This is a genomic window from Streptococcus sp. 53, from assembly GCF_013276565.1.
Classification (GTDB): domain Bacteria; phylum Bacillota; class Bacilli; order Lactobacillales; family Streptococcaceae; genus Streptococcus.
The window spans coordinates 1-15,705 of sequence record NZ_VMLG01000005.1; the positions used below are offsets into that span (position 1 = coordinate 1).

Genomic DNA, 15,705 nt, shown 5'->3' on the forward strand with positions numbered 1-15,705 from the left:
ATCTTAAATCCTCTGTTTTTATGACCAGCTTGCCAAATATAATTATTTGCTTAATTGAATAACGTGTAACCTTTCCTAATAAACGTTCTTCAAACATCTTAAACTGTAAAATCAATTAGCCCCAAGCTTCCTATCAATTTCTTCTCCAAAATATGCTATAATAATACCAAAAGATAAAGAAGGAAGTCTTATGATTAAACTACTAGCCTTGGATATGGACGGAACCCTCCTCAATGAAGCCAAGGAAATCCCACAAGCTCACATCACAGCCATTCACCAAGCTATTGAAAAAGGTGTCAAACTGGTTCTCTGTACGGGTCGCCCGCTTTTCGGTGTCCTCCCATACTATAAAAAATTGGGACTTGACCTCCAGAATGAGTATGTCATTGTCAATAACGGTTGCTCAACTCACCAGACCAGTGACTGGGGACTAGTTGACTGGCAAGAACTTAGTCCAGCAGACATCGAATACCTCTATGACCTAGCTGAAAAAAGTGATGTTCAGTTGACTCTTTTTGACGAGACACATTATTTTGTCCTCGGTGGCAAGCCCAATCAAGTCATCCAAAATGATGCCGAACTAGTCTTTTCAGACTTGACAGAAATTTCTCTTGAGGAAGCGACTAGTGGCAAGTATCGCATGTTCCAAGGTATGTTTTTAGGTACAGAGGAGCAAACAGACGATTTTGAAGAGCGTTTTGCTGAGGAGCTTTGCCAACGATTTAGTGGAGTTCGTTCGCAGCCTGTCATTTATGAAGCTATGCCACTTGGAACGACCAAGGCTACCTCTCTTTCACGACTAGCAGAGATTTTGAAGATTGATTCCTCAGAGATTATGGGCATGGGCGATGCCAATAACGATATTGAAATGCTCCAATTTGCAGGGCTTGGAATTGCAATGGGAAATGCCAGCGATTATGTCAAATCTCTTGCGGATGCCGTTACAACCAGCAACGAAGAAGACGGCGTCGCGCGTGCCATTGAGAAATATATTTTATAATTAAGAAGCCCAGTTCATATCAACTGGGTTTTGATATTTAAGAATTCCTAAAACTTTAGAAACTCTTTAGAAATCCTTGAGCTTTCTTTGATTTCTATACTTTATACTAAAGTTAACAAAATAAATCAAAAGGAGAGAATCATGAAAACAGTACTCGACATTCATGGATTGTCCAAAAACTTTGACAAACAAGCTATCCTTCAGGATCTTCATCTAACGATAAGAGAGGGAGATATCTATGGACTTATCGGAAAGAATGGAGCTGGGAAAACCACCTTAATCAAAATCATTACGCAACTACTGTTTGCGGATAAAGGAACTGTTTCCCTCTTTTCTAGTCAAACGGAAAATGAGTGGACCAAGGCTCTATCTCGAGTAGGTTCAGTGATTGAATCACCTGTAGCTCATAATCACTTAACAGCCTATCAAAATCTGAAATATTACTGTATGATTCGTCATATTCCAAATGCTGATCAAGTCATTCGAGAAACCCTGGATTATGTAGGTTTGCCAGATACAGGTAAGAAAGTCTTTCGTGATTTCTCGCTAGGAATGAAACAAAGACTTGGGATCGCCATTGCCCTCCTATCCAAACCAGACTTCCTGATTTTAGATGAACCTATCAACGGTCTCGACCCAATCGGTATCAAAGAATTTCGACTCATGATTCAACGGCTCAATCAAGAGAAAGGGATCACCATTCTCATCTCTAGCCATATCTTGTCAGAACTCTATCTCCTAGCCAATCGTTTTGGTATTTTAGATCAAGGCAAGGTTATCCGTGAAATCAGCAAAGCTGAATTTGAAACACTAAGTGAGGATTACATTGTTCTTAAGACAGCTGATAAAGAGAAAGCTTGTCAAGTATTGAAAGAACAAATCCAGCTCCAGTTTAAGGTTGTTAATCCAGAAAATGAAATCCATATCTTTGGTCAGGAACAAGATGTCAAACAGATTCTCAAGGAATTAACCTTGGCAGATGTTGCCATTGACGAGATTTACTATGCCCGTCAAAACCTAGAAGAATACTTCACTCAATTGGTCCAATAGGAGGAAAATCATGATACATACCATTCAAGCAGACTTTTACCGTCTTTTCCGTTCCAAAGGATTCTGGATTACAGAGTTCATTCTCTTTGCTCTCATGCTAATGGGTGCAAGTATAGGAGCTACGGGTCATCTGATGGCAATCCAGGCAGAAGAATCAGACATTCCAACCCATGGTTGGGATGGTGTACAAGCCCTAATCAACGCATCTAGTCAAGGCTCAAACCTCGTTTTTCTCTGCATCATCCTAGCCTGCCTCGTTCTTGGAGTTGATTTAATCGGCAAACTCTATAAAAATAATTTAACAGTGGGTGTTTCTCGTACCGAGTTTTTCCTTGCCAAAGCCTTTGTATTGACTTGTATTGCACTTTTGCAAGTCATCATCTGTCTTGTGATTGCCTTTATTCCAGCAACTATCTTAAATGGATTTGGAACTATGCCTGATGGCTTTATTGGAAATCTACTGATAACCATTTTCCTTCAATTATTTTGCCTCCTTGCTTGGCTTTCCATTGTTTCCTTTATTCTCTATGTGAGTCATTCTTATCTTGCAGTATTTATTGGTTATTTTGTCAGCTCTATCTTACTTTCTATGCCAATGCTCATCTTCCCAAGTATCAAAATTTTGCCATATTTGTCCTTGCAATTTACCTATGCTATGACTGCTAATAGTGAGTCAATTCTCTACACCATTATAGTTAGCTTAGCTGTTATTGTAATCTTTAATATAAGTGGATTGACAGTTTTCAAAAAGAAAAGTCTATAAAAAAGACCTCCTCTAGCCTACAGAGGAGGTTTATTTTCGTTAAAAGTAAATACAAACCGACAACCACTGCCCATCTGTGCTTAGTTTCATCTCTGCACCGAGAAGATGGCATAATTCCTCAGTGATATAAAGGCCTAAACCAGAGGATTCTTCCGTGTCTGATAGATTTTCAGAATAAAAACGGTTGCTGAGATTTTCTATTCTTTTGATGGGCTGTTTAACAAGGTTTGCAACCTCTAAGACAAGCTGTTCCTTTTCCTTTCGCAAAGATAGACGCGCTTCTTCCTTGCCATGTTTGAGGACATTCCCAAGCAAATTTTGTAAAATTCGATCCAACAAGTCTTCATCAGTCCTCATTTTTAAACCAGCTTCAACTTTAAAATCAAGCGTGATATTTGCCGCCTGAAAAACATCATAGTAAGCCAGAGTCTTTTTGGTGATAACAGCTGAAATATCTACTTCTTCTAGTTTCGGCTTAACAGCTCCTTCCATCAACCGACGGTATTCTAGGAGAGCCTCCAAACGTTTGGAAACTAAATCAAGATGCTGGGCTATTTTTTGTAAGGTTTCTGCTTTGTCTTCAGGAGACTTTATCAATTGTTGGGTGTAGCCTGAAGCGATAGTCAGAGGCGTCCGAATATCATGGGCGATATTGCTGATGGCCATATCCAGAGTCTGCTTTTCCCTTTTCATCACCAATCGAGATTGCTCTACTTCCTGAAATAGATTCTCAATCTGCTGGTAGAGATGTAAAAAATGTTTGGAAAAAATGCTGACCCCTACTCTTTTCATACTACCCGTGAGAATCTTGTCTTCAATCTGTTGACTCAAGTTTTTAAGTGCCAGATGGTAGCGAATCAATAAAATCGATAAAATAATTAGGAGTACTAGTAGGACAAAGATTATCATGTAGGTCATTGCTTGTCTCCTTTTAATCTTACCCCAACGCCCCAGATGGTTTCAATATATTCTTGATTTGGGTCAAGCTGGTTTAATTTTTTACGCAGATTACTCAAATGCGTATTGAGAGTATTATCTCCAGGTAGGTAGCTATCCTCCCAGACCAATTCATAAAGTTCTTCCTTGGTAAAAATTTTCTTAGGGTGTTTGAGGAGAGTTTGGAGAATCAAGCATTCTTTCTTGGCAAGACGAATAGTTTCCTGACTATTTTTGATTTCAAAACTTTCTGCATCAAACTGGATATTTTTCAAGTTTTGTGGCAGATTTTCAGTTTTTTCTATTTCCATAGGCTGTTTTTCTACACTTTGGCGTAACTGAACAGTAACTCTGGCAAAGACTTCGTCCAAATCAAAGGGTTTCACTATGTAATCATTGGCACCGTCTAAGAGATATTGACTGATCAACTTCTTATCGCTCAAAGCCGTTAGCATAATGACTGGAGTTTGACTTTGTTCCCTGATAGCTTTTAAAACCTGATCCCCATTTTTCCCAGGAAGCATGATATCTAGCAAAACGAGTTCAATCCCACCTTGGTCAAAAAGCATGATTCCTTCAGTTCCTGAAAAGGCTTGAATCACCTCATGCTCCTCAGTAAGAAGTGTCCGCAAAATTTCTTGAATGTCACTATTGTCTTCAATAACCAATATCCTAGCCATAAATACCAACCTTTCTGCAACTATTATAGCATGTTTTATTGATAAAGCTTAAACAGAAAAGCTCCTCGCATAAAAGCGCGAGAAATCCTTAGAGGGTTAAAATATAAAATCCACTTGCTAGATGACCTAGTATCCCTATAGTTGCTAGTGAAAACGAGTCTAGCAGAATGAATCTCTCATTTCTCTCCTACTAGTCCGTAATGCGTTGATACATTTCGGGTCTTCTATCTCGAAACAAGCCCCAGTTTAGGCGTTCACTTGCTCCCTTGTCTAGGTCATAAGTTGCTAACAGAACAGCTTCTTCTTGTCTTTCAGCTCGTTCTAGAATAGCTCCTGTTTCATCCGTCATAAAGGATGAACCGTAAAAGTCAAGACTGGAACTCTGTCCACCATTTTCCTCACTTGGAGTGACTTCCTCCAAGCCATAGCGATTGGCTGCAATAACTGGAACAATATTTGCTGCTGCGTGTCCTTGCATGGTACGTTGCCAATGACCACAACTATCCGTATCTAAAATTGGCTCTGAACCGATAGCTGTAGGATAAAAGAGCAATTCAGCACCATTTAACGCAAGACAGCGCGCTGTTTCAGGGAACCATTGATCCCAACAGATACCGATCCCAATCTTGGCATAGCGAGTATCCCAGACCTTGAAACCAGTGTTACCAGGCGTGAAATAAAACTTTTCTTGATAATAATGATCATCTGGTATGTGGGTCTTCCGATAAACGCCCAGCACTTCTCCATCTGCATCAATGACGGCAATAGAGTTATACAAGACATTGCCATCTTTTTCATAGAAACTGATTGGTAAAACGACCTTTAGCTCCTTGGCAATGGTTTTAAAATGCTGAATAGCTGTATTGTCTGTCACCGACTGGGCATGCTGGTAGTAGTCATACTGACGTTCCTGACAGAAATAGGGACGTTCAAACAACTCGGGCAAGAGAATAATTTGTGCGCCTTGTTCTGCAGCCTGACGTACTAAACGCTCTGCTGTTTGGATATTTGTTGCTACATCCTTAGCGCATTGCATTTGAATCGCTGCAACTCTTACATTTCTCATCTTTTTCTCCTATTCTGGGATTTGTTGGGTGATACAGTGAATATTGCCACCACCTAAGAGAATATCTCTGGCTGGAATTCCGACAACTTTACGGTCTGGGAAACACTTACTGAGGATATCTAAGGCTACTTGGTCATTTACGTCTTGAAACTGGGGAACAAGGACAGCCTTGTTGGCGATATAAAAATTTACGTAGGAAGCTGCTAGTCGTTCACCTGCGTATCGCTCTTCTTCTCCTTCTTCATAGATATAGCCTGGCAAATCCTCTTCTGTCACAACTTGACGAAGAGCTGGAATTGGAAGTTTATGAATGGTGAAGTGACGGTCTTTTGCATCTGTTTCTTGCTCTAAGAGTTCGAGATCTACTTTTGACATGGCATATTGAGGATCGCTTTCGTCGTCCGTCCAAGCCAAGACAAGTTCTGCAGGACCAACAAAGGCTGCAACATTGTCAACGTGTTCATTGGTTTCGTCCTGATAAATACCATAAGGAAGCCAGATAACTTTTTCAGCTCCAAGGCTCTCTAATAAGGTATTCTCAATTTCCTCTTTACTTAGATGAGGATTGCGACCGGGACTAAGCAAGCAACTTTCAGTCACGAGAATGGTTCCTTGACCATCGCTATGAATGGCTCCGCCTTCTAGGACAAAAGGTTTGGCATCATAAACAGGCATTTCCAAGGCCTCAGCAAAACGACTGGCTACTTGGTCATCGGCTTCGTAGTCTTGGTAGAGACCATCAACAGCACCACCCCAAGCATTGAAAGACCAGTCTACTGCCAACTTTTCCCTTTTATCATTGAGGAGAATGGTCGGTCCTGTATCTCTAGCCCAGGCATCATTGGTGGGAATGTCTAAATAAACAACGCTATCTCCAAGGTAGTCTTGGGCTTCAGCTAAGTAGTCTTGCTCTACCAAAAGATAAACTCTTTCCCCTTCTGCAATGGTTTTTATAATCTGGCTAAATGCTGCTTTAGCAGCTTTTCCTTGAAAAGGCCATGATCCTGGTCGAGTCGGCCAGATCATGAGGGTACCATGATGGGGCTCGTATTCTGCTGGCATGCGATAGCCTAATTTTTTGGGACTGTCCATCATGATAATCTCCCTTTAAAATCTTGATAGCCAAAAGATTTGACCAAGCTGCAGTCTCCCTGTTCATCCATGAGATAGAGACTTGGCAATCCAATACCATTAAAGGTATTATTTTTGACAAAAGAATAAATGGCCATGTCTTCGAAATAAAGTCTATCTCCGATTTGGACTGGATTTTCAAAGCTATAATCACCAATCACATCGCCCGTCAGACAAGTATTTGAAGAAAGTCTATAGGTATGGGCTTTTTCCTGTGCCTCAAAGCCATTTATCAAAGGTGGACGATAGGGCATCTCAAGTACGTCAGGCATATGGCAGGTCGCAGAGGCATCTAAAACCAAGATTTCCATACCGTTTTCGACAATATCCAATACTTCAGTTGCTAGATAACCTGCATTGAGCGCAATAGCTTCACCAGGCTCGATGTAAACTTCAAGATTGTAAGTTTCTCGGATTCGCTTAATCTCAGAAATCAGCAAATCTACATAATAGTCCTCTCTTGTAATGTGATGTCCGCCCCCCATATTGAGCCATTTGACCTCATGTAAGTACGAACCAAACTGCTCTTCTACAGCTTTCAAAGTTGTCTCTAAATCATCTGCTCCCTGCTCGCAAAGAGTGTGAAAATGAAGACCGTCAACCAAATCTAGCAAATCACTCGGAATCTTGTCTAGAGTAACTCCGAAACGGGATCCGGGGGCGCAAGGATCATAGAGCGCGTGGTCACCCTGTGTTGAACATTGAGGATTGAGACGTAAACCAACACTGATACCAGCCTCACGACAACGCGAACCATGCTTACGCAACTGTCTCTCAGAATTAAAAACGATATGGTCTGTTATCTCAAGCAATTCCTCCATATCCTCATCCTTGAAAGCAGGTGCAAAAACATGGACTTCACCAGGGAATTCTTCCCTTGCTAATTTGGCCTCGTAGAGACCACTGGCAGTAGTCCCAGATAGATAGCGACTAATCAAGGGATAGGTTTTGTAAAGAGAATATGCCTTCTGGGCAAGCAAAACCTTGCAACCGGCCTCTTCTTGTACATATTGTAGAATGCGGCAATTAGTTTCTAACTTGGTCAAGTCAATGACATAAGCTGGTGTTGGTACTTGTTCTAGTTTCATCAGTCCACCATTTGTGGATTTTCAACCACAATCCATGGCAAACCATACTCATTCAAAGCTTCCATGAATGGATCTGGATCCAACTCTTCAAGGTTATACACTCCAGCTTGTTTCCAAGTACCGTTCATAACCAATTTTGTCCCAATCATGGCTGGAACTCCTGTCGTGTAAGAAATAGCTTGTGAACCAACTTCTGCGTAACATTCTTGGTGGTCGCAAACATTGTAGATATAGATGGTCTTCTCAACACCATCTTTGACACCTGTAAAGATACAACCGATATTGGTTTTACCAACCGTGCGTGGACCAAGGCTTGCAGGATCTGGAAGTAGCGCTTTTAAAAATTGAATCGGAACGATGTCTTGTCCATTAAAGTTAATGGTATCCGTACGAAGGAGTCCAACATTTTCAAGACATTTCATGTGCGTCAAGTAAGATTGACCAAAGGTCATAAAGAAGCGAATACGTTTAACACCTGGAATGTTCTTGGCCAATGATTCAATTTCTTCATGGTGAAGGAGATACATATCTTTTTGCCCAACCTGTGGGAAATCGTACTCACGCTTGATAGACATAGCTTCGACTTCAACCCATTTTCCATCTTCCCAGTAAGAACCTGGCGCAGAAACCTCACGTAAGTTGATTTCTGGATTAAAATTCGTTGCAAATGGATAACCGTGGTCACCACCATTACAGTCTAAAATGTCGATATAATGGATTTCATCAAAATAGTGTTTGAGGGCATAAGCTGAGAAAACACTGGTCACACCTGGGTCAAAACCAGAACCAAGTAGAGCGGTCAAGCCAGCTTCTTTAAATTTTTCTTGATAAGCCCATTGCCATGAGTAGTCAAAGTAGGCTGTAAAACCAAGTTCCTTACAGCGTTTTTCGTAGATAGCACGCCACTCAGGGTCTTCTGTGTCTTCTGCTTCGTAGTTGGCTGTATCGATATAGTGAACACCTGTTGCCAAACAAGCATCCATAATGGTTAAATCTTGATATGGTAAAGCTACGTTCAAAACAGCTTCTGGCTTGTAGCTTTCAATCAAGGCAATGACTTCTTGAACCTTGTCAGCATCAAGAGCAGCTGTCTCAATCTTTGTACTTGTTTTGCCTTCCAGTTTAGCCTTCAAGTCATCACATTTTGACTTAGTACGGCTGGCAATCATAATCTCTGTAAAGGTTTCGCTATCCTGACAAATCTTTGAAATAGCAACTTGGGCAACGCCCCCACATCCAATAACTAATAAACGACTCATTTTTTTCCTTCCTCTTCTTCTAAAATGTCCTCAACATACTTGGGCAACATAAAGGCTCCCACGTGTAAGTTTGCAGTGTAGTATTCTGTGAAAAGCTGGCGTTTTTTCCAGCCTTCCTTGTCAAAATCTTTGACAGGGTGGTATTTTTTCGATGCAAATCCAAACAACCAATAACCAGCAGGGCTAGTTGGGATATGGGCTTGGTAGACACGACTAATTGGAAAGGCTTGATTGACCTTACGGTGCATGCTTCGGCAAGCCGACTCATCCTCATCAAAGAAGGGACTCCCATGCTGGTAAATCATGATTCCGTCTTCCTTCAATGCTCTGTAACTGTTTCCGTAAAATTCCTTGGTAAAGAGCCCTTCCGTATGGCCAAATGGATCTGTCGCATCGTTGATGATAATATCGTAGTCATCTTCACAGTTTCGCAAAAAGCGTAGCCCATTTTGGTAGTAAATGGTAACACGTGGATCATCTAGCCCTGCAGCAAAGTCTGGAAAATACTCACGACAAACCTCAACCAACATTTCATCAGGTTCTACAATATCGATTTGTTCCAATTCTGGATAGAGGGTTAATACTTGGGCAACACCGCCGTCACCACCCCCAATAACCAAGACTTTCTTTGGATTGGGATGCACAGCCATGGGGACGTGAACTGTCATTTCGTTGTAGACAAAATCATCCGCATCTGAAAACAATACATGGCCATTTAAAATCAGTATTTTCCCAAAAGCTGGCGTATCCAAGACTTCGATATCCTGCCATTCACTTTTACCAGCGTAGAGTTGTTTGGCTGTTCTCAGGGACAATTTCACATCTGGAGTATGAACTTCAGAAAACCATAAATCCATCTAGTTCTCCTTTCTCTTAATGACGTTAATGTGATTGACCTCCGGATCTTCCGTCCCTTGGAGGGAACAACCACGTTCCTTGGCAAATTGGATATAATCGACAATTTCTCGTGTAATGCGTTCACCAGGCGCCAAGATAGGGATTCCTGGAGGATAGCACATGACAAATTCCCCACAGACCTGTCCAACAGATTCGTCTAAAGACAAACTTCTTCTCTCTGAATAGAAGGCTTCCTGAGGAGAAAGGACCAACTCAGGCTGAATATATTCTCCAGCTATCAAGTCTTTCCCATCTCGTGAATAGAGTCTCTTGATATCAGCCAAAGCACCGACCAAGCGCTCGATGTCTTGGATACGGTCACCAATCGAAATATAGGCCAAGATATTGCCAATATCACCAAACTCGATCTGAATGTCGTATTCGTCTCGTAGGAGGTCATAAACCTCAATACCTGTTAAGCCAATACCCTGAGTGTAAACTGACAACTTGGTTACATCAAAATCACAAACCGACACACCATCTATTAACTCTTTTGAGTAGGCATAGTAACCGCCAATGGCATTGATTTCACGGCGGGCATACTCGGATAGCTCAATGACCTTCTCAAAAGATTCTTTACCACGAAGGGCTAAGTTGCGACGTGAAATATCCAAACTAGCCATCAACAAGTAAGAGGCAGATGTTGACTGGGTAAGATTGATAATCTGACGAACGTACTCAGGATTCATCTGCTCCCCGATTAAAAGAAGCGAACTTTGTGTCAAACTCCCACCAGACTTATGCATAGAAACTGCTGCCATATCAGCACCTGCATCCATAGCAGAAATTGGAAGTTTATCAGTAAAATGCAAATGCGCTCCGTGGGCCTCATCTACTAAAACCATCATGCCAGCTTCATGAGCCATTTCTGTCAACCCCTTTAGGTCTGAACAGATGCCGTAGTAAGTAGGATTGTTAATCAAAATGGCCTTGGCATCTGGATGGTCCTTTATGGCCTGGGCTACTCGGTCATTTTCAAGACCTAAAGCGATACCAATCTTAGGATCCACACTCATCTCGATATAGATGGGAATGGCACCACATAGAACCAGCGCATTGATAGCAGATTTATGGACATTTCGTGGCAGAATAATCTTATCTCCAGCCTTGCAGGTTGACAGAATCATAGTCTGCACCGATGAAGTTGTTCCCCCTATCATTAGAAAAGCATGGCTAGCTCCAAAAGCATCCGCTGCCAGCTCCTCTGCATCCCGAATAATCGAAATAGGATGGCCAAGATTATCCAAGGGTTTCATCGAATTGACATCAATGCCTACACATTTTTCACCTAGCAGTTCGACAAGTTCTGGATTTCCCCGTCCACGCTTGTGACCTGGAACATCAAAGGGAACAATCCTTTTCTTGCGTAACTTCACCAAGGCCTCATAAATTGGGGCTTGATTTTGATCTAACTCCTTCAAGACATACTCCTTTCAATATTTTTAGGACCTTATGAAAACTAAGGAACTAAAGGTTGACTCATGAAAAAAGAGCAGGATTTCACCTGCTCTGCAATCTTCTGACGTTTTTATGTTTGTTTCTGTTGAGTATGTCTGTTCCCGATGTTTCCTAACTCTCTAGTAGCAAATATTACGTACTTTATTGATCGTTTCACAAGATGACGTGTGCTTTCACCACACTAAAAATTTATGAATTAGGACAAGTGTCCTAACATCAACTTATAAAAGTAGGCTTTTAACCCTATCAATAATGTGGTTTTTCAACCACGCTTCGGCATTCAACCCTGCCTGTCCGTAGGCATTTTTTACTCGGGTTTATATTTGCTAGAAAACATCATCTCATTTTCTAAGCTTTATTACTATATCATGTTTTTAAGAACTTGTAAAGCTGTTTACGAAAAAAATATAAAAAAGTTCGCAAAATATTTGGATTTTATTTGATTTAATACTAATTATTCTCTTGTAAACGATTATAAAGTGAACAAAATGTTTATCGTATTTAATTTAAAATTCTTTATGCTATTCTATACACTTTACCCTCGGTGTTTGATCTATTAGAGAAGATGTCGACATTTTTATATCATTAAAATCGTGCAACTTTTTTCAGATACTTTTAAAAGATTGATTTCCCTATATTTTTCCTTTATACTGGATAAAAAGGAGAATAGTATGTCAGAAACAAATCACGAAATCGATTCAAATTTTGCAGGTCGTTTAAATATCCTGCGTGCTGGTGTTCTTGGTGCCAACGATGGGATTATTTCCATTGCTGGTGTGGTTATCGGGGTTGCCAGTGCTACAAGCAATATCTGGATTATCTTTTTATCAGGATTTGCAGCTATTTTGGCCGGTGCCTTTTCAATGGCTGGTGGAGAATATGTGTCCGTTTCAACTCAAAAAGATACTGAGGAAGCGGCCGTTGCGCGTGAGCAACTCTTGCTAGACCAAGATATGGAACTAGCCAAAAAGTCCCTCTATGCTGCCTATATCCAAAATGGAGAATGTGAAACCTCTGCTCAACTCTTGACCAACAAAGACTTTTTAAATAATCCGCTCAAGGCTTTGGTAGAGGAAAAATATGGGATTGAGTATGAAGAATTTACCAATCCTTGGCACGCTGCTATCTCTAGCTTTATTTCTTTTTTCCTTGGTAGCTTACCACCCATGCTTTCAATTACCATTTTCCCAAGTGAATACCGCATCCCTGCTACTGTCCTTATCGTCGGTGTTGCCCTTCTTCTCACTGGTTACACTAGTGCCAAACTTGGAAAAGCCCCAACCAAAACAGCTATGATTCGGAACCTAGCTATTGGGCTTTTAACCATGGGAGTTACCTTTCTGCTAGGACAACTTTTCAGCATTTAGGACACAAAAAACACCTCGATTTTGAAGTCGAGGTATCTTTTTTACATTTGCACAATCTTGCGATAGCTTCTTGAAGTAATCATGAAAATCAGCACATAGGCGATGAGGAAGATAGCGCAGATAGACAAGGTTACAATCAACATCATAGTCGTATCCAGTACACCGATCACTTTTAAAATCAGACTAAGCATATGGTAGGCAAAGGCTAGATGTAGGAAGGCAAAGAGCAAAGGAAGGAAGAATACAGTTAAAACCTGTTTGTTGATGGTTTGCTTGATTTGCTTTTGATCCAAACCGACTTTCTGCAAGATAATAAAGCGCTCACGGTCTTCGTAGCCTTCAGAAATTTGTTTGTAGTAGATGACCAGAACGGTTCCGACCATAAAGATAATGGATAGGAAAATACCGATAAAGAAGACACCTCCAAAGAGGGCACTCATCTGAGCACTAGCATCTGATAAATTACTACCATACACATAGCTACCTTCCGTGTTTAATTGAGCATTAAACTGATCGAGGTATTTATCATACTCGTCAGCGACCTTGAGTTGTTCTTCTTCGCTGGCATTTACATTCATGCCACCGTAAAACTGATTATAGATAGCCGAATCTGGGAATTGATCCAAAAAGGCTTGTAAATCAGGTACAACAAGGTAATTGTAATCAGCAGTCAAAATATTAAACTGATTTGGGACATGGTTGACAATAAAATCTTTAGTAAATTCTTCTTTGACAGAAAATTGATGATCATTCAGAGTTAGAGTTTTCTGTTCTTTAACTCCCTCATTCTTTGCAAAGAGTCCGACCTCATTTCCTGATAGAGACAGTTTTTGACCAGTCATATTTTCATAATCTTTTTGGTCAAATACCATGAAAACTGTTGTGGGTTGGACACGATTTTGTCCTTTTTCAAAAAGGGTTAACTTATTTCCTTCTTGGTTCGCAACACCGAAGTAAGTGTAACGAAACACTTCTTTTTCTTTAATCTTATAACCTTTGTCACTTGCAAACTGGCTCAAGAGTTTGTCCAAGTCTTCTTTTTCAACATTTTGCCCTGAAACTCCAAAATCATGAGGATTTAGAACTTTTTTAAAGCTTTCTGCGGAATTGAAAATGCTTGTCGCTGCTGACATGGTTACCAAAACCATTGTTGACAAGATAGCGATGGTTGCTAGTCCAACTGCATTTTTCTTCATACGAAAAATCAAGTTGGAAACAGAGATGAGGTTATTAGGTTGGTAATAGTATTTCTTATTTTTCTTTAAGATTTGGAGGAAAACGGTAATCCCTGCATTGAACAAAAGATAAGTACCAAAAATAACCAGTAAAACAGCTATGAAGAAGGTTGTTAAGGCTGTAAGAGGATCTTTTACCGTAAGGGCAAGATAATAGCCAATCCCTAAGCTAATCGAACCAAGAATCGTTTGGAGAGGTAGGAAACGACCTTTTTTCTCACCACTAGCTTTTTCACGAGAAAGCTGGAGGGCATTCATACGGGCGATTCGAAGGGCATTCAGGAACATGAGGCCTAGGAAAATCAAACCGAAGACAAGAAGTACTGTAATGACAACTTTCATCTGGAAGGTAGCGACCAGCTCCACCTTCAATTTCATCAGTTTGAGCAAGAAAGCGAAAATCAACTTGTCAAACAAGGCTCCAATACCGATACCTGCTCCAACAGTTAGAATCCCAAACACCACTAACTCCTTAAAGGTCATACTGATCAGGTGGCGTTTCTCCAAGCCCAGCATGCCATAAATTCCCAGTTCCTTGGAACGGTTCTTCATGACAAAACTATTGGCATAGAGGACGATAATGGCTGACGCAAGTGTGACGACAAACATACCAAATCCTAGAGTAGCTTGAATGCTTGATCCTCCACGGATTTCCGCAATCTTAGGATTGAAAGTTAGAGAGTAAAAGAGATAGGTGACAGTGACTGCCAAGAGAACAGCCAGCGCAAAAGGATAGTAGAGTTTGCGGTTTTTAATCAAGTTCGATACCGCTAACTTATTGGTTAATCGAAACATACTAATTCACCTCGCTTGCCATGACAGTCAAGGTATCAGAAATTTCTTGGAACATCTGACGCTCTGTCTTCTCTCCACGGTAGATTTGATTGTAAAGAATGCCGTCTTTGATAAAGAGTACACGTTTAGCTCTGCTAGCTGCTGCTGTTGAGTGGGTTACCATGAGGATGGTTTGGCCGCGCTCATTGATTTCATCAAAGACATCAAGTAAGGCTGCAGAGGACTTGGAATCAAGGGCACCTGTTGGCTCGTCCGCAAGGAGAATTTCAGGTTCTGTGATGATGGCACGGGCTACTGCCACACGCTGTTTCTGACCACCAGAAATCTCGTAAGGGTACTTCTCTTGCAATTGGTTGATTCCCAGATTCTCAGCTGTCACCACCAATTTCTTCATCATCTCCGTAATGGGTCTTCTTGACAAGACAAGGGGAAGCAATATATTGTCTTTAACAGACAGAGTATCTAGCAAGTTAAAGTCTTGAAAGACAAAGCCTAACTTTTCACGACGGAAGCTAGAAGCCTGTGAATTTTTAATGGTTGCGGTGTCAGTTCCATTCAAGTAAACCTGACCACGGGTTGGTTTGTCCAGCATAGCTAGAATATTGAGAAGAGTTGATTTACCAGAACCAGACTCACCCATGATGGCAACGTAGTCACCCTTTTCCACGGTAAAGTGAATATCCTTGAGGGCTTCTACTTGATTGCCCTGAAAACGAGTTTTATAAATTTTTTGAACGTGTTTTACATCTAAAAGTGTCATGAGAATCTCCTTTCTTAATATCCCATCAAATGAAATGTTGCTTGCATCATAGCGCATCCCAGCTGAACACGCTCGATATCTTTGTGGCTTGGTTTTCTTGTTTTCTTATGTAATGTTTGTTTCATGATGTTACTCCTTTGTTCTTTATGAGTCTAGTTTACATCAAAAAAAGACCGCTTGCCATAACCTAACCTTACAAAAGAGACTTTAATCTTACATT

Annotated in this window: 14 protein-coding genes; 4 read left to right on the forward strand and 10 right to left on the reverse strand. The window is 40.8% G+C overall.

The features are described from left to right. Positions 1-190: 190 nt before the first annotated feature. The 3 genes from HT722_RS01915 to HT722_RS01925 all read left to right on the forward strand — a co-directional run bounded on the left by HT722_RS01915 (position 191) and on the right by HT722_RS01925 (position 2,813). On the forward strand, positions 191-1,000 hold the full coding sequence (locus HT722_RS01915) for a Cof-type HAD-IIB family hydrolase (RefSeq protein ID WP_173277224.1): 810 nt from the start codon (positions 191-193) through the stop codon (positions 998-1,000). Between the two features lie 141 nt (positions 1,001-1,141). After that, the gene (locus HT722_RS01920) at positions 1,142-2,050 is read left to right on the forward strand and encodes an ABC transporter ATP-binding protein (RefSeq protein WP_173277226.1); all 909 of its coding nucleotides are present in this window, start codon (positions 1,142-1,144) and stop codon (positions 2,048-2,050) included. 10 nt (positions 2,051-2,060) lie between these two features. Next, on the forward strand, positions 2,061-2,813 hold the full coding sequence (locus HT722_RS01925) for an ABC transporter permease (protein ID WP_173277228.1): 753 nt from the start codon (positions 2,061-2,063) through the stop codon (positions 2,811-2,813). Between the two features lie 39 nt (positions 2,814-2,852). Here the strand turns inward: HT722_RS01925 and HT722_RS01930 are convergent, their stop codons facing one another. The 8 genes from HT722_RS01930 to HT722_RS01965 all read right to left on the reverse strand — a co-directional run bounded on the left by HT722_RS01930 (position 2,853) and on the right by HT722_RS01965 (position 11,291). Further along, the gene (locus HT722_RS01930; protein WP_173277230.1) at positions 2,853-3,731 is read right to left on the reverse strand and encodes a HAMP domain-containing sensor histidine kinase; all 879 of its coding nucleotides are present in this window, start codon (positions 3,729-3,731) and stop codon (positions 2,853-2,855) included. Beyond that, positions 3,728-4,429 carry a response regulator transcription factor gene (locus HT722_RS01935; RefSeq protein ID WP_173277233.1) on the reverse strand — a complete coding sequence of 234 codons (702 nt, stop codon included), beginning with the start codon at positions 4,427-4,429 and terminating at the stop codon, positions 3,728-3,730. Before HT722_RS01935 ends, HT722_RS01930 begins: the two co-directional genes overlap by 4 nt. 190 nt (positions 4,430-4,619) lie before the next feature. Next, a complete protein-coding gene (gene aguB / locus HT722_RS01940) occupies positions 4,620-5,495 on the reverse strand; it encodes an N-carbamoylputrescine amidase (RefSeq protein WP_173277235.1) in 876 nt (291 codons plus the stop codon). A 9-nt stretch (positions 5,496-5,504) separates the two neighbouring features. After that, positions 5,505-6,590, reverse strand: a complete 1,086-nt coding sequence (aguA, locus tag HT722_RS01945) for an agmatine deiminase (protein WP_173277237.1) — start codon at positions 6,588-6,590, stop codon at positions 5,505-5,507. Then, positions 6,587-7,714 (reverse strand): carboxynorspermidine decarboxylase, encoded by a 1,128-nt coding sequence (gene nspC / locus HT722_RS01950; protein ID WP_173277239.1) that lies wholly within the window; start codon positions 7,712-7,714, stop codon positions 6,587-6,589. The genes aguA and nspC overlap by 4 nt, the downstream gene beginning before the upstream one ends. Further along, positions 7,714-8,973 carry a saccharopine dehydrogenase family protein gene (locus HT722_RS01955; protein ID WP_173277241.1) on the reverse strand — a complete coding sequence of 420 codons (1,260 nt, stop codon included), beginning with the start codon at positions 8,971-8,973 and terminating at the stop codon, positions 7,714-7,716. The genes nspC and HT722_RS01955 overlap by 1 nt, the downstream gene beginning before the upstream one ends. Then, positions 8,970-9,830 carry a polyamine aminopropyltransferase gene (gene speE, locus HT722_RS01960; RefSeq protein ID WP_000366713.1) on the reverse strand — a complete coding sequence of 287 codons (861 nt, stop codon included), beginning with the start codon at positions 9,828-9,830 and terminating at the stop codon, positions 8,970-8,972. Before speE ends, HT722_RS01955 begins: the two co-directional genes overlap by 4 nt. Next, on the reverse strand, positions 9,831-11,291 hold the full coding sequence (locus tag HT722_RS01965; protein ID WP_173277243.1) for an aminotransferase class I/II-fold pyridoxal phosphate-dependent enzyme: 1,461 nt from the start codon (positions 11,289-11,291) through the stop codon (positions 9,831-9,833). A 708-nt stretch (positions 11,292-11,999) separates the two neighbouring features. On the opposite strand from HT722_RS01965, the gene HT722_RS01970 reads away from it, so the two are divergent. Then, entirely contained in the window at positions 12,000-12,695 is a 696-nt protein-coding gene (locus tag HT722_RS01970; RefSeq protein ID WP_173277245.1) for a VIT family protein, read from the forward strand. A gap of 41 nt (positions 12,696-12,736) precedes the next feature. Here HT722_RS01970 and HT722_RS01975 read toward each other — a convergent pair whose 3' ends face one another. Both HT722_RS01975 and HT722_RS01980 read right to left on the reverse strand, forming a co-directional pair. After that, positions 12,737-14,725 carry an ABC transporter permease gene (locus HT722_RS01975; protein ID WP_000489375.1) on the reverse strand — a complete coding sequence of 663 codons (1,989 nt, stop codon included), beginning with the start codon at positions 14,723-14,725 and terminating at the stop codon, positions 12,737-12,739. Between the two features lies 1 nt (position 14,726). Then, positions 14,727-15,485, reverse strand: coding sequence for an ABC transporter ATP-binding protein (locus tag HT722_RS01980; RefSeq protein WP_000173372.1), 759 nt, complete (start codon positions 15,483-15,485; stop codon positions 14,727-14,729). Between the last annotated feature and the right edge of the window lie 220 nt (positions 15,486-15,705).